The organism is Prevotella sp. RM4, from assembly GCF_000701965.1.
In the GTDB taxonomy this organism is placed as follows: Bacteria; Bacteroidota; Bacteroidia; order Bacteroidales; family Bacteroidaceae; genus Prevotella; species Prevotella ruminicola.
Map to the genome: position 1 here is coordinate 1,062,432 of NZ_JNKG01000007.1, position 23,943 is coordinate 1,086,374.

Genomic DNA, 23,943 nt, shown 5'->3' on the forward strand with positions numbered 1-23,943 from the left:
TTTCAATTTATTTGTGCACCTTTGCAGCGCACTAAACATAGATATGTTTATCAACCAAATAAAGTAAGAAATGACACAAAACAAAGTAACCCCCGCCCAAGGTAAGCTGGGCATCCTGGTAGTTGGCTGTGGCGCCGTATCTACCACTTTTATTACGGGTGTGCTCATGGCTCGCAAGGGCTTAACCAAACCCGTAGGTTCAATGACTCAGTACGATAAGATACGCGTTGGTCGTGGTGCCGATGCCCGTTATCTGCACTATGCCGACATCGTGCCCCTGGCTAAGCTTGATGATATCGTGTTTGGCTGTTGGGATGTGTATCCGCAGAACGCCTATCAGGCAGCCATGTATGCCGAGGTGCTGAAAGAGAAGGATATCGAGCCCGTTCGCGATGAGCTCGAGAAGATAGTGCCCATGCCTGCCGCCTTCGATAAGAACTACGCCAAGCGCCTGGATGGCGATAATGTGAAATGTTCAATGGTCCGCTCCAGCTCTGCTGGCTTGCAAGGCAAGAATGGTCAATGTTCAATGCCCACTCGTTGGGAAATGGTGGAGATGCTGCGTAAGGACATCCAGCAGTTCAAGGCCGCTAACGATTGCGCCCGTGTGGTAGTGCTCTGGGCAGCCTCTACCGAAATCTACGTGCCCGTGTGCGAGTCGGTTCACTATCAGCTCTCCGATCTCGAAGCCGCCATGAAGGCCGACGACCGCGAGCATATCGCCCCATCCATGTGCTATGCCTATGCCGCCTTGAGCGAAGGTGCCCCATTCATTATGGGAGCTCCTAACACCACCGTCGATATCCCCGCCATGTGGCAGCTGGCCGAGCAGACAAAAATGCCTATCGCTGGTAAGGATTTCAAGACCGGTCAAACCCTCGTCAAGTCAGGTTTTGCCCCCATCATCGGCACCCGCTGTCTGGGTCTTAACGGCTGGTTCTCAACCAATATCCTGGGCAACCGCGACGGACTGGTGCTCGACGAGCCTGCCAACTTCCGTACCAAGGAGGTATCAAAGCTCTCAACCCTCGAAACCATCCTGAAACCCGATGTGCAGCCCGACCTCTACGGTCATGGTAACGACGAGGACACCCAGTATTACCATAAGGTTCGCATCAACTATTATCCCCCACGCAACGATAATAAGGAGGGTTGGGACAACATCGATATCTTTGGTTGGATGGGCTATCCCATGCAGATTAAGATCAACTTCCTGTGCCGCGATTCAATCTTGGCTGCACCCCTATGTCTCGACCTCTGTCTGCTTAGCGACCTGGCCGCCCGTGCTGGTCGTTATGGCATCCAGCGCTTCCTCTCGTTCTTCCTCAAGTCGCCTATGCACGACTACACCCAAGGCGAGGAGGCCGTTAATCATCTCTATCAGCAGTACACCATGCTCAAAAACGCCATCCGCGAAATGGGAGGTTACGAGCCCGACGAAGAGATCGATTAAACTTTAAACATTAAATTAAGCACTAAGAGAGGTCTGTGAACTGGTTTGCGGGTCTCTTTTTGTTGTGGGGTATTTGTGCTTGTTAATATTTTTGTTTAGTTTTAATCTGCTGCTATTCTGAAGGCGTTTTTGCGCCCACACGTGGCAGATTTTTCTCGTGCACGTAGAAGATTGTTTTCCCTCGCGTGGGAGTATCATCTCTATCTGTATTTTGATGATGCAAAGGTAAGGAATTTTCGTTATACTATGAAATGTCAACTGTTAATGAATTGTTAAATTCACCAAGGTGCTGTAAGTGTTACAGTAGTGACAGTTACAGTTTCTTTAATGAGCCCTAAAAACTAACAACTAAATTTTTACTATATATAATATATATTATATATAGTAATTTATTTTGTAAAAAATTCTTTCTTTTTGCATATTTGCTCGCCTAAAAAACTGTAACTGTAACAATTGTCACAGTGAGTCCATTAGATAGATTAATTTAATCAATTTTTGCAATTATATTTTTGGTGCTTTCATTTATTCTTAGTATCTTTGCATTGTGAACTAAAACGTGATTGTGCACTATTGATAACATGATATGATGATGAAGAAATTAATAATCTTTTTACTGATGATGTGTGGCTGCTGTGGGGTTAAGGCGGCCGGACTGGATGGAAAATACCTGTCGCAGAGTGGCGAACTGATGTTCGTGTTTAAGGGCGACAGTCTGTACGTGGATATTGCGCAGAGCATGCGTAACCTGTCGGCCTTTAAGCTGGTGAAGAACAGCCAGAATAAGGCTACCACGAGCTTTAATGCGTACGAAACGTACCTGAAAAACGGTGCAGTAACCTATCGCGAAGTGCTGATACGTGTAACCAAACTGGAGGAGGAAAAGACGTATCTGCTGGAGTACTTTGGTAAGGATAAGGATAGGGAGTATAACTCGAACGAGCGATACCATATTAAAAAAGTTGATGGCGAGTAACCATCAACTTTTTCTAATATAATCTACGAAGGCGTAGCGGTGGGCGTGGCGATCGTCGATGTCGTGTGATTCGCGGGCGGCCTCTTTCCACTCATCTTTGTAGGGAGGGAAGAAGGTGTCGGCCTCGGCTGGGGTATCGTCGATTTCTGTCAAGCAGAGGCGATCGGCCAGGGGCAGGGCCTGCTGGTAAACGCTGGCACCACCGATGATATACACATCCTCGTCAGGGGCGCAATGAGCCAGGGCCTCGTCTAACGATGGATACACATCGCAACCAGGAAAAGCACTCACACTACGGCTAAGCACGATGTTACGACGATTGGGCAGGGCGCCCTTGGGCAGCGACAGGAAGGTGTTGCGACCCATAATAATGGTATGCCCAGTAGTGAGCGCCTTGAAACGCTTCAAATCGTTTGGCAACCAATATATTAACTTGTTCTGAAAACCAATGGCTCTATCCTGAGCCACCGCTGCAATTATACTAATCATTAAAGATTAAACATTAAACATTAAAGATTAAACATTAAACATTATAACATTATAACATTAGACCGAAACTTCGGCTTTGATGTGGGGGTGGGGATCGTAACCTTCGAGCTGGAAATCCTCGAACGTAAAGTCGAACAGATTCTTAACATCGGGGTTGATAATCATCTTAGGCAGGGGGCGAGGCTCGCGGGTGAGCTGCAGCTTGGCCTGCTCGATGTGGTTGAGATACAGGTGGGTATCGCCCGTGGTATGGATAAAGTCGCCTGCCTTAAAGCCTGTTACCTGTGCCATCATCTGCAGCAGCAGGGCATAACTGGCAATATTAAAAGGTACGCCAAGGAAGGTGTCGGCCGAACGCTGATAGAGTTGCAGCGACAGACGATCATCGGCCACATAGAACTGGAAGATGGTGTGACAAGGGGGCAGGGCCATCTTGTTGACCTCGGCCACATTCCATGCCGACACAATCATTCGACGCGAGTTGGGATTGTTTTTCAACTGATCGAGCACATACTGTATCTGGTCGATGGTACCACCATTATAATCGGGCCACGAACGCCACTGGTGACCATAAACTGGACCAAGCTCGCCATTCTCGTCGGCCCACTCGTTCCAGATGCGAACGCCATGGTCCTGCAGGTATTTTACGTTGGTGTCGCCCTTAAGAAACCACAACAGCTCGTAGATGATACTTTTAAGGTGGAGCTTCTTGGTGGTGAGCAAGGGGAAACCATCGTCGAGATTATAGCGACTCTGGGTACCAAAGATGCTGATGGTGCCTGTACCGGTGCGGTCGCCCTTCTGGGTGCCTTCGGTAAGGATGCGGTTCAGGATGTCTAAATACTGTTTCATTTATGTAGATTAAACATTAAAGATTAAACATTAAATTCTTACATTCTTAAATTTTTAAATTTTTACATTTTTCAGCACTTCGGGTGGTTCGGAGGGCAGGTGGGTGCTCTTGATGCGCCAGGCCTTGGGGTAGAGGTTGTTGGCACGGTTGCCGATGTTTTTGGCAGGACCAAGCGGTTGCCCCTGATAGGTGATGGTGACGATGCCGCGAGGGGTATCGGCAGGCAGCACGAGTGCCTCGCCACGCAGATACTTGAGTGCTGTGGCGTAATCGACATCGACGCAAACGTCGCTTTTCTCGAATTCGGCATCAAGTACTTTTAATGCCAACTTTTTGGCATTGAAAGGCTTGGGCTCTAATGAACCAGCCTTGCGCAAAGCGCAGACAAACAGACCCTCGCCACGGGTGATGCCGGGGATGAAACGATAAACGGGCTCATTAAATCCCTGGAGCAGCGAACCTGTGATATTCCACGAGGGATCTACAGGGATATCGAGCACCTGGGCATCGTAGGTATCCAGTATCCAACGGATATTCTCCTCGTTCTCCTTAGTATTATATGTACACGTACTATATATAAGCAGGCCGCCAGGGTTTAAGCATTCCCAGGCATCGGCCACAATCTCGCGCTGCAGTTGCCAGCATTTCTCCACATTCTGCGCACTCCACTCGCTGATGGCATTGGGATCCTTACGGAACATGCCTTCGCCTGAACAGGGCACATCGCACAGAATGAGATCGAAACCGGCTGTGCCGCTTCGCTTGTCGAAGAACTTAAGCTTGGCCTTACGGAAATCGCGAGGGTAGTTGTTGGTGACGATGTGGTTAGGACCGCCCCATTTGGTAACGTTCTCCAATAGAATCTGGGCGCGATTGCCCATGGGCTCGTTGCTGATGAGCACACAATCATCGGGCAGCACACTACGCAGGGCAGTAGATTTGCCGCCAGGAGCAGCGCAGAGATCGAGTGCACATTGACCATTGACCATTGACCATTGACCATTGACCATTGAACATTGACCATTGACCATTGAACATTGACCATTCTTGCCTTGCAAGCCAGCAGAGCTGGAGCGGACCATTGACCATTGAACATTACGCAGGATGTGGGTGACGAACATAGAGGAGGCCTCTTGTACGTAGTAGCAGCCGGCATGGAGTAGGGGATCGAAGGTGAACTGAGGGCGATTGTTGAGATAATAGCCCTCGGCACACCAAGGAACCTTGTTTAATTGACAATTGGCAATTGATAATTGACAATTTATATATCTCTTTGTATTGACACGGATACTCACGGGTGCCTCTTCGTCGAAGGCTCCTACAAAGCGATTATATCTCTCATCGCCCATGATACGGCGTGTTTCTGCTACGAAATCAGCGGGTAAATTCACCATTATATCCGAAATTTGTGGCAAAATTAAAAAAAATCTGAGAAAAAACACTATCTTTGCAACTAAATTTAGTTTTGAAACGTCAAACAGATGTAGAATTTAAAAACAAAGGAGATATGAAACAGTATTTAATCGCAATCGCCATGGTGCTCGCACTTAGCACAAACGCTAATGCAACAGCACAGAAGCATCGCCACACGCCTCGCACTGAGCAGGTGAGCGATACAGTAAAGCACAACCAAGATGCCATCGAGGCATACTCGGACACTACTGCTACTAACAACGCCAACGCTGACGACAACGACAACCACAGCGGCTACCGCCACCACGTGGTTTACGAGGGCGAAGACACTGAGCGTGTGGTTAGTGGGATTTTTGGAGATATGGACGGCGCTGCCTTTATGGGCATGCTGATACCTATCCTGGCTATCGTATGTGTAGGATTCCTGTTGCCTGTTATCCTTGTACTGCTGGTGTTCTACTTTATTAATCGCAACCGCAAAGAGAAGTACCGTCTGGCCGAAATGGCTATCAAGAACGGACAGCCTATACCCGATGCGCTGCTGAAAGAAAGTAAGAACGACGACTGGGACAGCACAAGCTATAATGCCGGCATCCGACAGATGTTTACAGGCGTGGGACTGGCCATCTTCCTGGGTATCGTAGCTGGCGAGGTGGGTTTTGGTATCGGCGCACTGGTATTCTTTATCGGACTGGGTAAGTGGTATATAGCCCGACAGGACCGTAACAACCGCGATAATAATCAGACATTTAATAACAACAATAATATACAGAATTATGAATAAGCGACTGATGAGATCGAACGATAGAGTGTTTGCTGGCGTATGCGGCGGATTGGCTGAGTACTTCGATTTCGACCCAACAATGGTACGTTTGGCTTACGCATTCCTGACACTCTTTACCGCTTTTAGCGGACTGATATTCTACTTTGTACTTTGGCTGGTAATGCCGGAGAAAAACTACCTTCAAAATTGATAATTGACAATTGAGAATTGAAAATTAGATGGCAAGCATCAGCGACATAGCATTAGTGACACAGGTGGCGGTGTTCCACAACAAGCAGGCCTTCGACCAGCTTGTGAGGAAGTACCAGTCGCCTGTGCGCAGGTTCTTCTTGAACCAGACGCTGGGCGATGAGCAGCTGAGCGACGACTTGGCACAGGAGACCTTTATCAAGGCCTATGTGAACATTACCAAGTTTCGTGGCATGAGCAGTTTCTCGACCTGGCTGATGCGTATTGCCTACAACGTGTTCTACGATCAGGTGCGCTCGAAACGCCAGACCGATGATATCGAGGAATCGCCAACCGTTATGCGACAGACTGCACAGACTGGCGACTCGAACATCAAGATGGACGTACACGCCGCGATGGCGCTACTGAAACCTGACGAACGCACGTGCATTACCTTGCAGCTGATAGATGGCTATCCCATCGACGAGATCAGCAAAATAACCGGCATTGCCGAAAATACTGTTAAATCGCATTTGAAACGAGGGAAAGATAAAATGGCTAACTATTTAAGAGAGAATGGATATGGAGGATAAGAATGATATATTACTGAAACAGTTGTTTGAGCAGGCTGCACAGCAGCAGATAGAAGACAACGGATTTACCGAGCGGGTGATGATGAACCTGCCTGAGGTAAAAGAGAGCCGCGTGCGTTGCTATACACGACTCTGGACGATGTTCTGTGTGGTGATGGCCATACTGATATTCTGGCTGATAAGCGGATGGGATATGATAGAAAGCATGATGACTGGCGGCAAGCACATGCTGATAAACACCATCGAGGTGTTTATGCTGACGGCACCTACTACCGAGATTGAAATTAATCCTTGGACGGTGGTACTGCTGTTGGGCTTTGTATTAGTTTTCCTGCCTTATCAAACATTCCGTAAGTTGTCCGCAACACTTTGAACTCGGTGCGTCGGTTCATCTGATGGCACTGTTCGTGCTGTTCCTCAGGGAGCGCGTTAATCATCTCTTCGGTGAGTACGTCGCCCTCCTTGAGGAACTGATATTTTTCGGCCACACGGGCTTTTATACGCTTGGGCATGCTCTCGCCATAACCTTTTGGCGTAAGGCGATCAGCAGCGATACCATGGGCAATGAGATAGGCCACCACACTCTCGGCGCGCTGCTGCGACAGGCGCTGGTTGTAAGCCTCGGAACCACGACAATCGGTATGGGCCGACAACTCGATGGTTACGTTGGGATTCTGATTGAGCAGCACCACCAGCTGGTTGAGAGCCGTTTTTGACTCTGGGCGCAGCGTGGCCTTGTTGAAATCATAGAAAATATTCTCGATGAGCACAGGGGCTGAGATATTTGCCAGGGGGAACTGTAGCACGTACTCGTGCGAGGCTTTAACGGGATGCACGCGTATCTGCTCCTGATGGTTGAGATAGCCCTTGCAAGTGCCCAGCAGCACGTAATCTACGTCGGGCTTAATCTCCTGCACAAACGAGCCATCGCTACGCACGCTGAGCTTGAGGTTGGTGCCATCGTTGCCCACCATATACACCTGGGCAGCGGGCAGTTCGTAGCCGTCCTGCTCGTACACCCAACCCTTGATGGTTTGCACAATCTCGGGATTATAGAAGCTGTAGATGTGGTCGAACCCACGCAGATCGCCGCGATTGGAGCAGAAGAAACCCTGGTTAAGCTTGCCCTCGAAGGTCATGCCGAAATCGTCGGCCTGGGAGTTCAACGGCCAACCAGGATGGTTTAATTGACAATTGACAATTGACAATTGAAAATTGGGGATGTAATAGATATCGAGCCCTCCGAGGCCGGGGTGACCGTTGCTGGAGAAATAAAAATCGCCATTAGGGCGGAAGGTGGGGAACATCTCGTCGCCTGGGGTGTTGATGGGCGCACCCAGATTCTCCATCACACCTGCCTCGGTAGCACTCAGCAGTCGGCAGCGCCAAATGTCAAGTCCGCCCATGCCACCACTCATATCGCTGACGAAATACAGCCACTGTCCATCGGGACTCACAGCGGGGTGGGCGAAACTGCAGGTGGTATCGTTGGAGATGATAAGCTCTTGAGGTTTGCTCCAGGCGGCATCGCTACGACGTGACACCATGATACGGGCGTAACGCGGGTAGTTTGGGTCGGTTTGGCACTGGGTCAGGTACATGGCTTTGCCATCAGGCGAGAAGCAGCAGGCACCCTCGTCGAAGGCCGAATTAAGTTCTGAAGCAATAACCTGTGGCTTGCCCCATTTGCCCTTCTCATCCTTCTGGGCATAGAAGATGTCGGCACTCTTGGTGCCTGTAATGCCATTGAGTTCATCGCCCTGCGCCTGATTGCGGGTAGAGGTAAAGTAAAGCTGGTCGTCGGCATCGCCTGCCAGCATAGGTGAGTAGTCGTCGCGTCGCGAGTTAAACAGGTCCATGCGCTTAACGGTATAGGCCGAGCCCTCTTTTTTCCACGCAGGTGCCTTGAGCGCCGATTCCAATCCCACTTTAGCGAGTTGCAGAAGCAAGCTATCACCCAACACCCTCAGGCTATCACCCGCTACAGCAAAAGCTTTTGCAGCTTCTTTGTAGTTTCCGTTGCGCATATACAGCTGACCCAGATACAGATGGGTGAGCGAGTCGGCTTTCTTATAGCGTACCACATTCTTATAGGCGGTGATGGCCTTGTTGGTCTGGTTCAGGCGACGATAGCACTCGGCCAGTTTCTGGGCCCGTTCGCCACGGGTGGCGCGCTCCTTGCTGGGTGTTTGGGCATAGGCCTTGCGATACTGGGCAGCGGCATCGTAGTATTCGCCCACAGCCCAGAACTTATCGCCCTTTTTCACAGCTTGATCGGCCCCACAGCCACCAAGCAGCAGGGTACACATTATTATATATATATAAGCAACGAAATTTCTCATACTATCATATAAACGAAAAAGCAGGCGTTTTATTGCCTGCCTTTTATCATTTATCGCCAAGTGGAGCCCTGAACGTGCAACCCTCTTTCCAGCGGGAGCAACCATAGGCTGTTTTGCCTTTGATGATGTGACCCTGACCGCACGCAGGACAAACATCGCCCTCTTTTATGCCGTCAGCCTGGGCTTGGGGTGCTGCCTCCTGTTGCTTGGCAGCTTTGGTTTTGCGGGTGGCCTTGGGCTTGGGTGCCGCTTCGGCCTTAGGCGATTTCACCTTCTTCAGGTCGGCATCCGACAGTACGGTTACACGACGGTTGGTTGAGTCGGTCATCACCTCGTTAACAATCTCGGTTACCTGCTGTTTCAGTTCCTCGATAAACTGCTGGGCATCGTACTTCTGGTGCTCGATGTCGCGCAGCTTCTTCTCCCAGATACCTGTGAGCTCGCAGCTCTTGAGCAGTTCCTCGCGAATCAGGTCGATCAGCTCGATACCTGTGGGTGTGGCAATCAGGCGTTTGCGTTCGCGCTTGATATAGTGGCGCTTAAAGAGTGTTTCGATAATGCCGGCACGACTTGATGGGCGGCCGATACCATTCTCCTTCATGGCAGCGCGCAGGGTCTCGTCCTCCACAAACTTACCTGCTGTTTCCATCGCGCGCAGCAGCGAGGCCTCGTTATAGTAAGCGGGTGGGGTTGTCCACTTTTCTGTCAGCGTTGGCTTGTGGTCGCCACTTTCGCCCTTCACGAAGGTAGGCAGGGTTCTTTCTTCATCGGTATTCCCCGCCTCCTCTTCCTCTTTCTGCACTTTACCCTGAACCACGCGCCAGCCTGGATCCAGAATCTCCTTACCTGTAACCTTGAACTCAACCGTTTCGTCGCCCTTAACCTCACCAAGAACGGTGGTGGTTGAGAACTTACAATCGGGCAGGAACACAGCGATAAAGCGGCGTGCTACCAGGTCGAATACCTTGCGCTCGAGATCGGTGAGGTTCTGTGGCACCACGCCTGTTGGGATGATGGCATGGTGGTCGGTTACCTTCGAGGTGTCGAACACGCGCTTGGTCTTATTCAGCGTTTTGCCACCAATGGGCTTGATGAACTCAGCGTAAGGCTGAACGCCGTCGAACTTAGTTTGATACAACCCGTTGAGCGTTTGCGGGCACTTGGGGTAGATATCGTCTGAGAGGTACTGCGTATCAACACGGGGGTAGGTGGTATATTTCTTCTCGTACAGACTCTGAATGAGGTTGAGCGTCATCTCGGCCGAATAGCCGAACTTGCGGTTACAATCCACCTGCAGCGAGGTAAGGTCGTACAGCTGTGGGGGCTGCTCCTTGCCCTCTTTCTTCTCAACCTTAGTTACCTCGAAAGGCTTGCCCTCGATGGTGGCAAAGGCTTTTTCGCCCTCTTCCTGCGAGGTGAACTTTCCCTTGGTAGCCGTAAAAGTGGTATCGCGATAAACGGTGGCCAGTACCCAGTAGGGCTCGGGCTTAAAGTTCTCGATCTCCTTCTGACGGTTCACGATGAGCGCCAGGGTAGGCGTTTGCACACGACCGATGGACAGCACCTGACGGTTCTGACCGTACTTAAGTGTGTACAAACGGGTGGCGTTCATACCCAGCAGCCAGTCGCCAATGGCACGGCTCAAGCCTGCCAGGTACAAGGGCTGGTAATCGCCCTGATCCTTCAGACTGGCAAAACCCTCCTTGATGGCTTCGTCGGTCATCGACGAAATCCACAATCGCTTAACGGGGCAGGTGGCCTTGGCCTTCTGCATCACCCATCGCTGGATAAGCTCTCCCTCCTGACCGGCGTCGCCACAGTTCACGATACCATCGGCCTTCTGCATCAGGCCCTCGATAATCTTAAACTGCTTCTCGATACCCTTATCGTTTATCAGCTTAATGCCAAAACGCTGGGGTATCATGGGTAGTTGGGTAAGCGCCCAGGGTTTCCAGGCTTGTGTATAATCGCCGGGCTCCTTCAGCGTGCACAGGTGTCCGAAGGTCCACGTTACCTGGTATCCGTTGCCCTCCATATATCCGTCGTGCGAGCTGTTGGCTCCCAAGATTCTTGCTATATCACGAGCTACACTCGGTTTCTCTGCTATACAAACAATCATATTCCTTTATTTGTAATTTTGGATGCAAAGATAGTGTAAATCGGCCGAAATACCAAATTTATCACTTGATATTAAACTTTTGGCGCGTATTTTCGTCATTTAGTATAGAAATTAATCACATTATGATATTTATATGAGAAAACTATTTATTATCACTATCCTAATGGCTGCCACTACCGTAGTGCATGCCAAGTGCCGTAACGTGTTTGTTGAGATGGGCTACCAGCCTGCTCAGGTGGATGCAAAGCTGAAAGAGGTGTTTTACGATGTGTTTCGTGGTCCCAACAAGGTGTATTTTGAGGTGGGCGACTCGATGGGTTATGTATCCGACATTAAGAACCACGATGCCCGTACCGAGGGTATGTCGTACGGTATGATGATAGCCGTGCAGTTTGGCGAGAAAGATATATTCGACCGCTTGTGGCGCTGGAGCAAGAAGTACATGCAGCACCAGAGTGGCAACCGCGAGGGCTATTTTGCCTGGAGCTGTAAGACCGATGGCACCCGTAATGCCGAAGGTGCTGCCAGCGATGGCGAGCTGTACTTTATTACAGCCCTGATATTTGCCTCGAACCGTTGGGGCGATAACACAGGTATTAACTACAAGGCCGAGGCGCAGCATATTCTGAACTGCATTCAGCCTAAGGAGTACACCCCAGAGCCACGCAAGGGCGGTTTCCCAGGTTTTGGCGGTTTTGGTGCCCAGCAGCAGGGTCCTCAGAAGATGTATCTTATCGACCCAGAGACCAAGCTCATCACCTTTACCCCTGATGGCTTTGGTAACCGCTATACCGACCCTTCGTACCACATCCCCGCCTTCTACGAGGTATGGGCCAAGTGGGCCGACGATGGCAGAGCCGACCTGTGGAAGGAGTGCGCCCAGAAGAGTCGCGAGTTCCTGCATAAGGCCACACACCCTGTTACAGGACTGAATGCCGATATGTGCCAGTATGATGGTAGCGAGATGCAGATGCCCCGCTGGCCTGGTATGCCTCAGCCCAAGCCAGGCGAGAAGCCCCGCCGTAATGGTAGCAACAACTTCCGCTACGACTCGTGGCGTGTGCCCATGAACATTACACTCGACTACGAGTGGAGTGGGGCCGATGCTGAGTGGCAGCGTGGTTATGGTGAGCGAATCCAGAACTTCTTCTATTCGCAGGGCGTTGACAAGTTCGTGGATCAGTATCGCCCGGATGGCTCGCTGCCCGAGGAGAACGAGATACTGCAAGCTGGCGGTTTCCGCAAGCTGCGCCATAGCATCGGACTGGTTAGTACAGTAGCCGCTGCCTCTATCATGTGTAAGCATGCCAAGAGTAAGGAGTTTGTTGATGCCCTTTGGAATGCTAAGCACGAACCCTTTGAAGATGGTTATTTTGATGCATATTATGATGGCTTATTAAGGTTGTTTGCATTTATGCACTTAAGTGGTAATTACAGAGAGATTATTCCACAGAAGTGATGATGGGCCCCGCCGCGATGGCGGGGCTTTTCATTATTTTTAGGTATTGTGGGTATTCCTGAATTGTTGTACCTTTGCACCCGCTTTCAAGAAGGAAAAAATACTAAGGTAAAAAAGATTAATTTAGGAATAAAAAATGCGCAAAATCAACACAACAAAAATGCTGTGCGCAGTAGCTGGACTTGCTTTTTGCTCTCAGACTATGGCACAGACCGATCTTCATGATTCTATCGATTTACACGAGGTGCAGATTGTGGGCAAGACCAAGGCGCGCAAGATGCACGAGCAGGCTTATGCCATATCGGTAGTTGATCTGGCTACTAAGTATCAGAGTGCATCGGCACTTAACCAGGTGCTGAACACCGTTACATCTATTAAAATACGCGAGGATGGCGGACTGGGTTCGAACTACAGCTTTGCCATGAACGGTTTCTCGGGTAATCAGGTAAAGTTCTTTATCGATGGTATCCCTATGGATAACTTCGGCTCGTCGTTCAATCTGGCTAATATCTCAGCCAACATGGCCGACCGCATCGAGGTGTACAAGGGTGTGCTGCCCGTTTACCTGGGTAGCGACGCGCTGGGTGGTGCCGTTAACATCGTATCGCGCACCAATGCCAACTATCTGGATGCAACCTATTCAGTTGGCTCGTTCAACACCCATCGTGCTGCCCTGAATGGCGTTTACACATCTAAGGGTGGCTTTACGCTGCGCGCCAATGCGTTTGCTAACTATTCAGATAACGATTATAAAGTGTTTGCACCTATCGTGAACCTTTCTACCAACAAGCAGGAGGGCGAAGAGTGGGTGCGACGATTCAATGATGGCTACCAGTCGTACGGCTTGAAGCTCGAAGCAGGTGTGGTTCGCAAATCGTGGGCCGACTATCTATTGTTTGGTGTTATAGCTTCGGCCGATAAGCGCAACGTACAGACTGGTGCCACAATGGATGCTGTGTATGGTGGTGTGAAGAATCGCAGCTGGAGCCTGATTCCCAGCGTGCGTTATAAGAAGAACGACCTGCTGCTGCCAGGCCTCTCGCTCTCGCTTTATGGCACCTACAGCATGGTGAACACCTATAACGTGGATACCCTGGCACGCCGCTATAACTGGTATGGCGACTATGTGGCCAGCACCAGCGCAGGCGAGGCTTACCTGACTGATGCTACCATCCGTGAGCGCCAGTGGCAGGCTGATGCCAACCTGAGCTACATTATCAGCGATCACCACTCGCTGGTACTCAACAATGTGTTCTCGGCCAACCGCCGCAAGAGCAACGACGAGATGTATCCCGACGACGAGATGAACAACGTGCCCCAGCAGCTGACGAAGAATATCACAGGTCTGGGCTACCAGATACGCTATAACCGTTGGAATGCCAACGTGTTTGGAAAGATGTACCGCTTGTACAGCTCGACCAATAAGCTGATGGACCAGTTTACTGAGAACCAGCGCTGGGAGAAGCTGAGCGACCGCAAGCAGCGTTACGGCTATGGTGCCGCCGCTACCTATTATATACTGCCATCGCTGCAGGCTAAGGTGAGCTTTGAGCGCGCCTACCGTATGCCCGAGGCCGTTGAGATGTTTGGCGACGGACTGGTACAGAAGGCTAACCCCGACCTGAAGCCTGAGAGCAGTAACAACCTGAATGCCGGTTTGCTGTACGATCAGGCCTTTGGTGCCCATCGCGTGCAGGCCGAGGTGAACTACATCTATCGCGACACCAAGGACTTTATCCTGAAAGGGGTAAGCCTGTCGAGCAATCCTACTACCAGCTACGATAACATCGGCAAGGTGCAGACACGTGGCATCGAGGCTTCGCTGGGTTATGCCTACAAGCGCAACTTCCACATCAATGGCAATCTCACCTATCAGAATATCAAGGACAAGATGAAGTATCAGGAGTCGCAGAACACCTTCGTGGGCGATGGCATCAGCGAGAACATCACCTACGGTCAGCGTCTGCCTAACATCCCTTATTTCTTTATGAACGGCCATGCCGATTACCAGTTCTTTAATCTGGGTGCCAAGGGTAATAGTCTCACCTTGAACTACGACATTCAGTACATTCACGACTACTATCTCTCGTTCACAGGTCTGGGTGCTAAGGCAACCAAGAAGGTGATTCCAGAGCAGCTGAGTCATAACATCTCGGTAGGCTACAGTCTGTGCGATGGACGCTACAGCGTGGTGGCCGAGTGCAACAATCTGACCGATGCCAAGCTGTACGATAACTACCGCCTGCAGAAGCCCGGTCGCTCATTTAATGTAAAGTTCCGTTATTATTTAAGTAAGTAAAACTCAGTAAGTTATGAAAAAATACTTTAGAAATTCTATCATATTGGCCGCTATGGCCGTAGGTGTCCTGACATCGTGCGAAGACGACCTGGCAGCCGAGCAGGAAACACCTAACGCCCCCTATGTTCTGAGTCTGGGCGTAACAGCGAATGGTAACACCACTTACTATGTGGTTAGTACCGATAACCTGATGGAGGGTACCATTAATGCCGTGGGTAAGGGCATTGAGCAGAATGGCTATCACGACTACCAGAAGGGTGGTAACAGCATCTTCTGTATTGGTGGTATGGGCGTTACCAGCGCCACAGCCGTAGTACGTGGTGCCGACGGCTTGCTGAAGGAGCAGGGCGAGTTTGTGTTCGATAATTCGCTGAGCGGATTCTGCCAGGTAGATGCCAACACGATGGTGGGACTGGAGTTGCCTACCAACAAGGAGAGCGGTTCGCAGCTTACTTTCTATACCGTTGATGCCAACACCGCTGCCATCCTTGCGAAGAATACTGATACTGCCGTTGATCCTATCGACCGCTTGGACTGGCCCTCGATTACAGGTATGATGTATAGTGGTGGCAATCTTTATGTAACTTATACCCCAATGAACAGCATGACCTTTGAGACGGCTTATACCGATACCTGCTTTGTGGCTGTTTACAGCTATCCCGACATGCAGTTTGTTAAGCTGATGAAGGATACCCGCGTGGGACCTGGTGGCTCGTGGGGTGCGTTTAACGGTTTGATGAAGGACGAGAACGATAACCTGTACGTGATGTCGAATTCGGCTATCTCTAACGGTTACTCGCAGAGTACCAAGCACGCAGGTTTTCTGCGTATCAACAAAGGCGAGACTGAGTTTGATGCCGATTACTTCTTCGACTTCGAGGAACTTACTGGTGGCTTGAAGCCAGCCCACGTGGCTTATGTAGGCAATGGGTTGGTGTTTGCCGAAGTGAGCACCCTGAACCCACAGACAGCTAACGATCGCTGGGGCGATAAGAGCCTGAAGTGCTGCATCATCGATCTGGTGAACCAGACGGTAACCGATGTAGAGGGCATACCCGTACATAATGGCAACGGCGGCCGACGTTTTGCATATTTAACCGAGGGAAATAATGTATACCTGCCAGTATCCACTTCTGATGGGGTTTATATCTATCGAACCGACGTTACTACAGCTCGAGCTGAGCGTGGTGCGAGGGTCTCAACTACATTCGTTGGTGGGTTCTTTCAACTGTAAGTAGACGACGAAATGGGTGAAAATACTGTTGTTTTTGGCGTATTTTATGTCTAAAAAGCGTTAAAAGTCACTTTATAAACAAAATTTAACGGTAATTTTCTTGTTTGTTTCAAAAACTTGTCGTATATTTGCAGCAGAAAAAGATTTTAATGGTTAAGGTTTATGGTTGATTAATTTAGTTTTTTAAGTAATTTTTTGAGAAAGTGGTTCGTTGTGAAACGAGCCACTTTTGATTTGTATAGGTACTACAACTGGTAGTAAAATGATGCATAAATATAAAATTCTATAAGAAATTTGCGAATATTTTTGGCAAATTGAAAGAAAAGTAGTACTTTTGCTGCCGCAAGGAACTAAATAATCAGAAAAAGATGACTAAATGAAACGTAAAACTTGCAAATTGAGAACGCTTGCTATTCTGGCAGCAATGGGATTGTGCACCATGGCTAACGCACAGCAGAAAGACAGCGACATCGACTGGATGAAGGATTTTACCAGTCGTATTACTCTGAATGGTTATGCTCAGGGTGGATGGAGTTATCAAGATCCTAATGGGCAGAAAACCAATGCTTACAACCTAAAACGTACGTTGCTTTGGGCTAAGGCCCGAATCACCGACAGATGGTCGTTTATGTTTATGCACGACTTCTCGAGTGTGGTTCAAGAGTTCTACACCGATTATCGTTTATCAAAAGGTAACGAGTTGACGGTGCGTTTAGGACAGTTTAAACACTCGTACACGATGGAGAACCCCATGAGTCCTACGCAGCTGGAGCTGGTGGATGTGTACTCGCAGGCAGTATTGTATCTGGCAGGCGAGGGACCCGACCCGCTGAATGGCGTAAACTACGGTCGTGATATGGGATTGGAGGTTTATGGCGATCTGGCTAAAGGCGTGCTGCACTACGAACTGGCGCTGATGAGTGGTCAGGGTATCAATCGTAAGGACCTGAACAATCAGAAAGACTTTATTGCCAAGTTGGAACTTCGCCCTGTAGATGGCTTCCGCGTGGTGGCATCAGGTTATCTGGGTACAGGTTGTGCCGTGGGTACAGCCAAGTGGAACCCTGATATACAGGTGGGCGATAACTATAAGCGTAATCGCTACAGCATAGGTGCTGAGTACAAAACACAGGCCTATGCGGGTGGTAAATATAAAGAGGCGCGCCCAGCATCGATACGTGCCGAGTGGTTAGGTGGACAGGATGGAAAGGTGGGTAGCCGAGGTGGTTACGTGACAACCTGCATACCTGTGGTTGATGCCCTCGATATCGTGGCTAGTGGCGAGACCTATGATCGTAACACCAAGGTAGAGGGATGGGATCAGACGAATCTCACCATCGGTCTGCAGTACTGGTTCTATAAAAAGTGCCGTATGCAGCTGCAGTACACCCGTTGCCTGTGTGGCGAGAATATCAGCAGTAAGGACTACAACTGGGTGCAGGCTCAGATGCAGGTGGCCTTCTGACATTAAACATTAAACATGAAACATTAAACATGAAACATTAAAGATTGAGAATTAATTATGATTATCAAGATACTTTTTACAGTTATATTTCTGGCCGTGATGATTGGGGTAGGACTTTATACCCGTAAGCAGGCCAGTAGTGTCGAAGGTTTTGTGTTGGGCGGTCGTGCCGTGGGTCCTTGGCTCACAGCCTTTGCCTTCGGAACCAGTTATTTCTCGGCTGTTGTGTTCGTAGGTTATGCCGGTCAGTTTGGCTGGAAATACGGATTGTCGTCGGCATGGATTGGTATTGGTAACGCTATCATCGGTTCGCTGTTGGCGTGGCTTATCTTAGGTCGCCGTACCAAACTGATGACGCAACATATCGAGAGTCGCACGATGCCTGATTTCTTTGGCACCCGCTTTAACGATCAGGGCTTGCGTGTGGCAGCATCAATCATCGCCTTTGTATTCCTTATTCCCTATACCGCTGGTGTATATAGCGGCATTTCGCGCTTGTTCGAGATGGGATTCAGTATTCCTTACGAGTATTGCGTGGTGATTATGTCGATACTCACAGCTGTATATGTGATTCTGGGTGGATACAAAGCCACAGCCATGAACGACTTTATTCAGGGTATTATCATGCTGTTTGGTATTGTGGCTGTGATTGTGGCTGTGCTTAACGTGCAGGGCGGTTTGGTGGCTGCTGTCGACAAGCTGGCTGCTATGCCATCAGATGCCGACCCAACGATGAATGGTGGTTTTGCTACGCTGTTCGGTCCCGATCCCTGGGGCTTGTTGGGGGTAGTTATCCTAACATCACTTGGTACGATGGGACTGCCACAGATGGTGGGTAAGTTCTATTCGATTACCGATGAGAGCGCTATCAAGCGTGGTACCGTTATCTCAACCGTATTTGCCTTTATTGTGGCTGGTGGCTGCTACTTCTTAGGTGGTTTTGGTCGCCTGTTTGGTACACCACCCATGCTGCCTAATGGCAAGCTGGCTTTCGACTCGATTGTGCCTTCGATGCTGGTAACATTGCCCGATATTCTGATTGCCCTCGTTGTATTGCTGGTACTGAGTGCTTCGATGTCAACCTTGGCTTCGTTGGTGCTCACCTCATCAAGCACCATGACACTCGACCTGATTTATCGCGATAAGAAAGCGTTGCCAGGCGAGGTAGAGGATGGCGAGATTAACGATATCGTATCCGAGAAGGTTGAGCGTCGTAAGGTAATCGTGATGCGTGTGCTCATCATGTTCTTTATCGCCATCTCGCTGCTCATCGCCCTTAACCCACCAACGTTTATTGCCCAGCTGATGGGTATTTCGTGGGGTGCTTTGGCAGGTGCATTCCTGGCACCATTTATGCTGGGTTTGTATTCACGTCGCATCACCACCATGAGCGTGTGGGCTTGCTTCGTGTGGGGTGTTGGACTTACTGTAGTAAATATGCTGGCTGGTAACCCCATCAACCCCATTAACTGTGGTGCCATTGCCATGGTAGGCGGTTTCCCTGTGGTTTGGTTGGTAAGTATGTTTACCCATCAGATGTCGAAGGCCCGTGTGGATGCTATTTTCGAGTGCTACAAGAAACATTAAACATTATACATTAAATATTAAACATTAAACATTAAAGATTAACAATTAGACTTTATGAAGAAATCCGTTTTAACCGTTACTTTTCTGGGGGTGGCTATCACATTGATGGCTGCCTCGTGTGCCAACAAACCAAAGGCTGCAGCTGCCCCTGCCGCAGAGGCTACCGAGGTGGCTGTGGATGGCGAACTGGCACCCGACTTTGAATTGCCTAATCTGCAGGGATCTACTACCAAACTGTCGTCGCTGCGTGGCAAATATGTAGTACTCGACTTCTGGGGTTCATGGTGCGTTTGGTGCATTCGTGGTATTCCCAAAATGAAAGAGGCTTATACAAAGTATAAGGACAAGATGGAGATATTAGGTGTTGACTGCCGCGATACTGAGGAAAAGTGGCGAGCTGCCGTTGATGAGTACCAGTTGCCTTGGTTGCAGGTGCGTTGTCCTGATGAGCAGCTGCAGACTATCGCTTCGCAGTATAGCATCGAAGGTTTCCCCACAAAGGTTATCATCGATCCTGATGGTAAACTTGTAAGAACGGTAGTAGGCGAGGATCCCGCTTTCTACACGTTTCTCGATGAGTTGTTCAAGTAGTTTTTTAGGCACGGATTTACACGGCTTAAATAAATTTAAAACACGGCCTTAGTTACAATGCTAAAGCCGTGTTTCTTTATAAAAGAGCCGTGTAATCCGTGCCTAATAATTAGTAAGCGTGGTCGTCACCTTGGAGTTCTTCCTTGGTGATTTTTTTCTTGTCGATAGCGCGCCAGGCGTAGATGATGTAGGCCAGTACAAATGGTACTAACAGCGATACATAGAACATGGTGCGCAAGGTGAACTCGCTTGAGCAGGAGTTAACCAAGGTGAGCGAACTCTGCAAGTCGGCTGTCGAAGGATAATAAGCAGTATGGTTCCAGGCACAGCTGAGCAAGAGTGCCAGAACGGTTAGCACAGTACCTATGCCTGCAGGCCAGATGCCACCATTATACCCCTTACTGAAGATGGTCTTACCAATACCAAACAGCACCAATACTACACCTATTAATAATAATACCAACAGGTACCACATCTCCAGGAAATTGTTCAGATATTTGTATGGTTCCATGTAGATGATTCCCTCGTCGTTATAAGCAAAACCGTCCTTCAGCAGTACGTGTACCAGATAGGCTACAAACAGCAGCAGGAAAGGTACAGCTGCACCCGCCAATCGTACGCTGCCACGCGAGCGGATATCCTCGTCGGCTACGTTGTTCATTACGTAGAGTATGCCTAAAACACGTGCCAAGAACACCACCGCAAAGCCTAGTACCAGCACCCAAGGATTCAGCAGGGCATCCAGTCCGTGCGAAGCGTTGGCCCAACGACTGATGATAGGAGTGATGGCTCCAGCATCAACCAGATTGTCCTTAGCGATGATAAAGTTAGAACCCTCGAAGAAGGTGGCAACAGCACCACCTAACAGTAGCGGACCAATGATACCATTTAGTGTAAGGAAGAATTGGAAAGTCTTGGGCCCCAAGAAGTTACCAATCTTATTCTGGAACTCGTAGCTCACGGCTTGCAGCACAAAAGTAAACAGGATAATCATCCACAACCAATAGGCACCGCCGAAGCTGGTAGAGTAGAATAATGGGAACGAGGCAAAGAACGCACCACCAAAGGTAACAAGTGTGGTGAATGTGAACTCCCACTTGCGACCAGTAGAGTTATACACCAGTCGGCGTCCCTCCTCCGTACGACCCAACGAGCGGGCTACAGAGTTGGCTCCCTGAACAAAAAGCAAAAATACCAGTATCGCTCCTAACAGCGAAACGATAAAACACCAATAATGTTGTAAGAAATCGTATGTCATAACTCTGGTCCTTTCTTAATTTGTTTTAGTAAAATATTTATCTCAACCGCCAGCATGGTGGTGAAGAGTACGAGGAACAGGAAGAACGTAATGATGACGCTCGACGACTGCAGATCGCTCACCGATGCCCATGTGGGCAGCATATCCTGGATGGTCCAAGGCTGGCGTCCGAACTCGGCTACCAACCAGCCGCACTCTGAACCGATATAGGCTAGCGGGATAAGCAGGATGGCTACCCAATAATGCCAGGCGGGTAGGGCGGTAATGTCGTACTTCTTGAACAGAGCCTTGGGGAACTTGTAGGTTACAGCCAAGATAACGGCAAAGAACAGGATGAACAAGCAACCCACACCAACCATCACTCTAAATGCCCAGAAGTTTACCAGAACAGGTGGTACCAGGTCGGCCTTATCCTTTACATAGCCGTAGCCGAAGTACTTCATGTTTGAATTGATAATTGACAATTGATAGTTGATAGTTGAGTCGGGAGCTCCTTCGGCTTTGGCTTTGCGATAGGCGGCGAGTGCCTCGATGGCCTTCTTGCCTCGTGCTATCTTCTCGTCGGCACTTGGCTCGGTCTTGCCATCGGGAGTGGTATAGCCGTTCAGCAAGTCGTTAATGCCTGGCACATATCCTTTAGGATCGTTGGTAGCCATGATGCTCAGTCCGTAAGGCACCTCGATGCCCTCAATCAGCTTCAGGCCTTGTTCGGTTCCACCATCGTAAAGTGCCTCCATCGCAGCCAGCTTCATGGGCTGCACCTCGGCCACATCCATACCCGACTTATGACCAGTAGCACCTGCCAACAGAGCGGCCACCAAACCTACGCCTGCACCAATCTTCATACTCTCTACAGCCAGACGTGTGTGACGTTTCTTCATCAGATACCAGCAGCAAACGCCTACACAGAAGATGCCGCCGATAATCCACGATGAGGTAACGGTGTGGCAGAACTTAGAGATGGCGAAGGGCGAGAGGGCCACTTCGGCAAACGATACCATCTCGTTACGCATGGTGTCGGGGTTGAACTCGCAACCTACGGGGTACTGCATCCACGCGTTGGCCACCAAAATCCACCAAGCCGATATCGTAGCACCTAAGCCAGTAAGCCACGTTGATGCCAAGTGGAAGCCTGGCGAAACCTTTTTCCATCCAAAGTACATCACGGCCACAAAGGTGCTCTCCATAAAGAAAGCCACAATACCCTCAACGGCCAGCGGGGCACCAAAAATGTCGCCTACAAACCACGAGTAGTTACTCCAGTTGGTACCAAACTCAAACTCGAGGATGATACCTGTGGCCACACCCATGGCGAAGTTGATACCGAAAAGCTTCTGCCAGAACTTTGCAGCCTCTTTCCAGAACTCATCTTTTGTTTGGTAATACTTGGTCTCAACAATACCCATGATAACCGCCAAACCCAGCGTCAGAGGCACGAAGAGCCAGTGGTAGATTGCCGTCAGCGCAAATTGTGCTCTCGACCAGTCGATCGTTCCGGCATCAATGTTTAGTAATAGGTTTTGTAGCATAACTATAATGTTTAATATTTAATGTTTAATTTTTAATGTTTAATCTTTCATGTCCAACAGCTGCCCCGCTACGTACTCCGCCTCATGCCCATCGGCATGCGTCTTCAGGAAATCGGGGAAGAAAAACACTTTGAGTACCGCAAATATTATAAACAATTTGATGAGGATGATGGCCCAAAGCGTTTTGCCGAGCGTCATCGAGCGGAACCCATCGTAATACAGACGGAACACCTTGCTGAAAAAGTTGTTCTTACTCATACAGATTGTTGTAAAATGATGTGGCAAATATACATTTTTTATTGTTACGTTCCAAATAATTAAGGTGTAAACTTCAAAAATTGGTCTAAATCACGCTATTTTTCTAATTTTTAATGTTGCTTAAATGTTTGAAACATAAAATTTTTTGTTATTTCAATGAAATAACCTAAATTTGCACCCGAAAATATAAAGAAAGTTATGAATAAGAAAGTTTTAATACCCCTGATTGTTGTAATTTTGGCACTCTGTGGTGCTGCTACATGGTTGTTTTTGAGTCTGCAGGAACAGAAACAGGTTGTGCAGGATATGGAGGAACTGGCCGAACTCGACAAGCAGGAAATGGAGAATGAATATGAGCGTTTCACCATGCAGTATAGCGAGATGAAAACGCAGATTAACAACGACTCGATTATCGCCCAGCTGACCGAGGAGCAGATGAAGACTCAGAAGTTGCTGGAAGAGCTGAAGCAGGTAAAGGCCAGCGACGCACGTGAGATTGCCCGATTGAAGAAGGAACTGGCAACCGTTCGTGAGGTGCTGCGCGATTATGTGTATCAGATTGACTCGCTGAACCGTTTGAACGAGAATCTGAAGGCCGAGAACAGTCGTGTAAACGCTGAGTTGAACGAGCGTAATGCCCAGGTGGCAGGCTTGAACAGCGAGAAGGCATCGCTCTCGGAGAAGGTGGCTATTGCTGCCCAGCTTGATGCTACCAATATCCAGATGCAGATTCTGGGTAAGAATGGTAAGGCCGCCAAGAAACTGAAGGATTGCAAGCAGATGCGCGTAAACTTCACCATCACCAAGAACGTAACCGCATCGAATGGTAACCGTACCGTTTATGTACGTATCCAGAACCCTGGCGGTAACACCCTGAGCGGTGGCGGCAGCTTTGCTTACGAGAACCGTAACATCGAGTGCTCGGCTAAGAAGGTGATTGAGTACACAGGCGAGGAGACCCCTGTAACCGTTTATTGGAACATGACACAGATGCTGGAGGCAGGCGACTACCGTGTAAGCATCTTTGTGGATGGCAATATGATAGGAACGAAGACATTTAGTTTTAAATAAGAGAT

21 protein-coding genes are annotated in these 23,943 nt (G+C 49.2%); 13 read left to right on the top strand and 8 right to left on the bottom strand.

Going from position 1 to position 23,943, the window contains the following annotated elements; genetic code table 11:
* The first annotated feature begins 70 nt into the window (after positions 1–70).
* Complete coding sequence (locus T499_RS0105550; RefSeq protein WP_033150034.1) at positions 71–1,453, top strand: inositol-3-phosphate synthase; 1,383 nt, start codon at positions 71–73, stop codon at positions 1,451–1,453.
* 589 nt (positions 1,454–2,042) lie between these two features.
* Positions 2,043–2,426: a hypothetical protein gene (locus T499_RS0105555; RefSeq protein ID WP_157054517.1), complete on the top strand. Its 384-nt coding sequence runs from the start codon at positions 2,043–2,045 to the stop codon at positions 2,424–2,426.
* A 3-nt stretch (positions 2,427–2,429) separates the two neighbouring features.
* Here the strand turns inward: T499_RS0105555 and T499_RS0105560 are convergent, their stop codons facing one another.
* Genes T499_RS0105560 through T499_RS0105570 form a run of 3 tightly spaced genes read right to left on the bottom strand, consistent with a single transcriptional unit; the run spans position 2,430 to position 5,162 of the window.
* Positions 2,430–2,915 carry a dihydrofolate reductase gene (locus T499_RS0105560; RefSeq protein ID WP_033150036.1) on the bottom strand — a complete coding sequence of 162 codons (486 nt, stop codon included), beginning with the start codon at positions 2,913–2,915 and terminating at the stop codon, positions 2,430–2,432.
* A 57-nt stretch (positions 2,916–2,972) separates the two neighbouring features.
* Positions 2,973–3,767, bottom strand: coding sequence for a thymidylate synthase (locus tag T499_RS0105565; RefSeq protein ID WP_013063515.1), 795 nt, complete (start codon positions 3,765–3,767; stop codon positions 2,973–2,975).
* Positions 3,768–3,821: 54 nt separating this feature from the next.
* The gene (locus T499_RS0105570; protein ID WP_369793358.1) at positions 3,822–5,162 is read right to left on the bottom strand and encodes a methyltransferase RsmF C-terminal domain-like protein; all 1,341 of its coding nucleotides are present in this window, start codon (positions 5,160–5,162) and stop codon (positions 3,822–3,824) included.
* 113 nt (positions 5,163–5,275) lie between these two features.
* Between T499_RS0105570 and T499_RS14110 the strand changes: the two genes are divergently transcribed.
* The 4 genes from T499_RS14110 to T499_RS0105590 are packed head-to-tail and all read left to right on the top strand — an operon-like array spanning position 5,276 to position 7,099.
* Complete coding sequence (locus T499_RS14110; RefSeq protein ID WP_157054518.1) at positions 5,276–5,965, top strand: DUF6249 domain-containing protein; 690 nt, start codon at positions 5,276–5,278, stop codon at positions 5,963–5,965.
* Positions 5,958–6,155: a PspC domain-containing protein gene (locus T499_RS0105580; protein WP_074762322.1), complete on the top strand. Its 198-nt coding sequence runs from the start codon at positions 5,958–5,960 to the stop codon at positions 6,153–6,155. The genes T499_RS14110 and T499_RS0105580 overlap by 8 nt, the downstream gene beginning before the upstream one ends.
* A gap of 28 nt (positions 6,156–6,183) precedes the next feature.
* Positions 6,184–6,726: an RNA polymerase sigma factor gene (locus T499_RS0105585; RefSeq protein WP_013063870.1), complete on the top strand. Its 543-nt coding sequence runs from the start codon at positions 6,184–6,186 to the stop codon at positions 6,724–6,726.
* Positions 6,716–7,099, top strand: a complete 384-nt coding sequence (locus T499_RS0105590) for a DUF5056 domain-containing protein (RefSeq protein ID WP_176763599.1) — start codon at positions 6,716–6,718, stop codon at positions 7,097–7,099. Before T499_RS0105585 ends, T499_RS0105590 begins: the two co-directional genes overlap by 11 nt.
* Here the strand turns inward: T499_RS0105590 and T499_RS0105595 are convergent.
* Positions 7,011–9,068 carry a PorE family type IX secretion system protein gene (locus tag T499_RS0105595; RefSeq protein WP_052173443.1) on the bottom strand — a complete coding sequence of 686 codons (2,058 nt, stop codon included), beginning with the start codon at positions 9,066–9,068 and terminating at the stop codon, positions 7,011–7,013. The genes T499_RS0105590 and T499_RS0105595 overlap by 89 nt on opposite strands.
* A gap of 46 nt (positions 9,069–9,114) precedes the next feature.
* Complete coding sequence (locus T499_RS0105600; protein WP_033150038.1) at positions 9,115–11,187, bottom strand: DNA topoisomerase 3; 2,073 nt, start codon at positions 11,185–11,187, stop codon at positions 9,115–9,117.
* Between the two features lie 133 nt (positions 11,188–11,320).
* On the opposite strand from T499_RS0105600, the gene T499_RS0105605 reads away from it, so the two are divergent.
* From T499_RS0105605 to T499_RS0105630, 6 genes are all read left to right on the top strand, one after another.
* Positions 11,321–12,646 carry a glycosyl hydrolase family 8 gene (locus tag T499_RS0105605; RefSeq protein WP_033150039.1) on the top strand — a complete coding sequence of 442 codons (1,326 nt, stop codon included), beginning with the start codon at positions 11,321–11,323 and terminating at the stop codon, positions 12,644–12,646.
* Between the two features lie 202 nt (positions 12,647–12,848).
* Positions 12,849–14,945 carry a TonB-dependent receptor gene (locus T499_RS0105610; RefSeq protein ID WP_232221055.1) on the top strand — a complete coding sequence of 699 codons (2,097 nt, stop codon included), beginning with the start codon at positions 12,849–12,851 and terminating at the stop codon, positions 14,943–14,945.
* Between the two features lie 13 nt (positions 14,946–14,958).
* Positions 14,959–16,179, top strand: a complete 1,221-nt coding sequence (locus T499_RS0105615; RefSeq protein ID WP_033150041.1) for a DUF4374 domain-containing protein — start codon at positions 14,959–14,961, stop codon at positions 16,177–16,179.
* 376 nt (positions 16,180–16,555) lie between these two features.
* Positions 16,556–17,644: a hypothetical protein gene (locus T499_RS0105620; RefSeq protein ID WP_073043128.1), complete on the top strand. Its 1,089-nt coding sequence runs from the start codon at positions 16,556–16,558 to the stop codon at positions 17,642–17,644.
* Between the two features lie 57 nt (positions 17,645–17,701).
* Entirely contained in the window at positions 17,702–19,231 is a 1,530-nt protein-coding gene (locus tag T499_RS0105625) for a sodium:solute symporter family transporter (RefSeq protein ID WP_033150043.1), read from the top strand.
* Positions 19,232–19,285: 54 nt separating this feature from the next.
* A complete protein-coding gene (locus tag T499_RS0105630; protein ID WP_369793359.1) occupies positions 19,286–19,822 on the top strand; it encodes a TlpA family protein disulfide reductase in 537 nt (178 codons plus the stop codon).
* Between the two features lie 109 nt (positions 19,823–19,931).
* On the opposite strand, the gene T499_RS0105635 is transcribed toward T499_RS0105630, so the two are convergent.
* From T499_RS0105635 to T499_RS0105645, 3 genes are read right to left on the bottom strand one after another with little or no spacing between them, the layout of a single operon-like run.
* Positions 19,932–21,080: a cytochrome d ubiquinol oxidase subunit II gene (locus tag T499_RS0105635; protein ID WP_033150045.1), complete on the bottom strand. Its 1,149-nt coding sequence runs from the start codon at positions 21,078–21,080 to the stop codon at positions 19,932–19,934.
* On the bottom strand, positions 21,077–22,609 hold the full coding sequence (locus T499_RS0105640; protein WP_013065568.1) for a cytochrome ubiquinol oxidase subunit I: 1,533 nt from the start codon (positions 22,607–22,609) through the stop codon (positions 21,077–21,079). The genes T499_RS0105635 and T499_RS0105640 overlap by 4 nt, the downstream gene beginning before the upstream one ends.
* A 39-nt stretch (positions 22,610–22,648) precedes the next feature.
* Positions 22,649–22,867, bottom strand: coding sequence for a DUF4492 domain-containing protein (locus T499_RS0105645; RefSeq protein ID WP_033150046.1), 219 nt, complete (start codon positions 22,865–22,867; stop codon positions 22,649–22,651).
* A 198-nt stretch (positions 22,868–23,065) separates the two neighbouring features.
* On the opposite strand from T499_RS0105645, the gene T499_RS0105650 reads away from it, so the two are divergent.
* Positions 23,066–23,938, top strand: a complete 873-nt coding sequence (locus T499_RS0105650) for a hypothetical protein (protein ID WP_013064421.1) — start codon at positions 23,066–23,068, stop codon at positions 23,936–23,938.
* The last annotated feature ends 5 nt before the right edge of the window (positions 23,939–23,943 follow it).

Excerpts from the sequence above, each read along its gene's own strand:
- T499_RS0105550 (WP_033150034.1), top strand. The coding sequence starts at position 71 with ATGACACAAAACAAAGTAACCCCCGCCCAAGGTAAGCTGGGCATCCTG.
- T499_RS0105555 (WP_157054517.1), top strand. The coding sequence starts at position 2,043 with ATGAAGAAATTAATAATCTTTTTACTGATGATGTGTGGCTGCTGTGGG.
- T499_RS0105560 (WP_033150036.1), bottom strand. The coding sequence starts at position 2,915 with ATGATTAGTATAATTGCAGCGGTGGCTCAGGATAGAGCCATTGGTTTT.
- T499_RS0105565 (WP_013063515.1), bottom strand. The coding sequence starts at position 3,767 with ATGAAACAGTATTTAGACATCCTGAACCGCATCCTTACCGAAGGCACC.
- T499_RS0105570 (WP_369793358.1), bottom strand. The coding sequence starts at position 5,162 with ATGGTGAATTTACCCGCTGATTTCGTAGCAGAAACACGCCGTATCATG.
- T499_RS14110 (WP_157054518.1), top strand. The coding sequence starts at position 5,276 with ATGAAACAGTATTTAATCGCAATCGCCATGGTGCTCGCACTTAGCACA.
- T499_RS0105580 (WP_074762322.1), top strand. The coding sequence starts at position 5,958 with ATGAATAAGCGACTGATGAGATCGAACGATAGAGTGTTTGCTGGCGTA.
- T499_RS0105585 (WP_013063870.1), top strand. The coding sequence starts at position 6,184 with ATGGCAAGCATCAGCGACATAGCATTAGTGACACAGGTGGCGGTGTTC.
- T499_RS0105590 (WP_176763599.1), top strand. The coding sequence starts at position 6,716 with ATGGAGGATAAGAATGATATATTACTGAAACAGTTGTTTGAGCAGGCT.
- T499_RS0105595 (WP_052173443.1), bottom strand. The coding sequence starts at position 9,068 with ATGAGAAATTTCGTTGCTTATATATATATAATAATGTGTACCCTGCTG.
- T499_RS0105600 (WP_033150038.1), bottom strand. The coding sequence starts at position 11,187 with ATGATTGTTTGTATAGCAGAGAAACCGAGTGTAGCTCGTGATATAGCA.
- T499_RS0105605 (WP_033150039.1), top strand. The coding sequence starts at position 11,321 with ATGAGAAAACTATTTATTATCACTATCCTAATGGCTGCCACTACCGTA.
- T499_RS0105610 (WP_232221055.1), top strand. The coding sequence starts at position 12,849 with ATGGCACAGACCGATCTTCATGATTCTATCGATTTACACGAGGTGCAG.
- T499_RS0105615 (WP_033150041.1), top strand. The coding sequence starts at position 14,959 with ATGAAAAAATACTTTAGAAATTCTATCATATTGGCCGCTATGGCCGTA.
- T499_RS0105620 (WP_073043128.1), top strand. The coding sequence starts at position 16,556 with ATGAAACGTAAAACTTGCAAATTGAGAACGCTTGCTATTCTGGCAGCA.
- T499_RS0105625 (WP_033150043.1), top strand. The coding sequence starts at position 17,702 with ATGATTATCAAGATACTTTTTACAGTTATATTTCTGGCCGTGATGATT.
- T499_RS0105630 (WP_369793359.1), top strand. The coding sequence starts at position 19,286 with ATGAAGAAATCCGTTTTAACCGTTACTTTTCTGGGGGTGGCTATCACA.
- T499_RS0105635 (WP_033150045.1), bottom strand. The coding sequence starts at position 21,080 with ATGACATACGATTTCTTACAACATTATTGGTGTTTTATCGTTTCGCTG.
- T499_RS0105640 (WP_013065568.1), bottom strand. The coding sequence starts at position 22,609 with ATGCTACAAAACCTATTACTAAACATTGATGCCGGAACGATCGACTGG.
- T499_RS0105645 (WP_033150046.1), bottom strand. The coding sequence starts at position 22,867 with ATGAGTAAGAACAACTTTTTCAGCAAGGTGTTCCGTCTGTATTACGAT.
- T499_RS0105650 (WP_013064421.1), top strand. The coding sequence starts at position 23,066 with ATGAATAAGAAAGTTTTAATACCCCTGATTGTTGTAATTTTGGCACTC.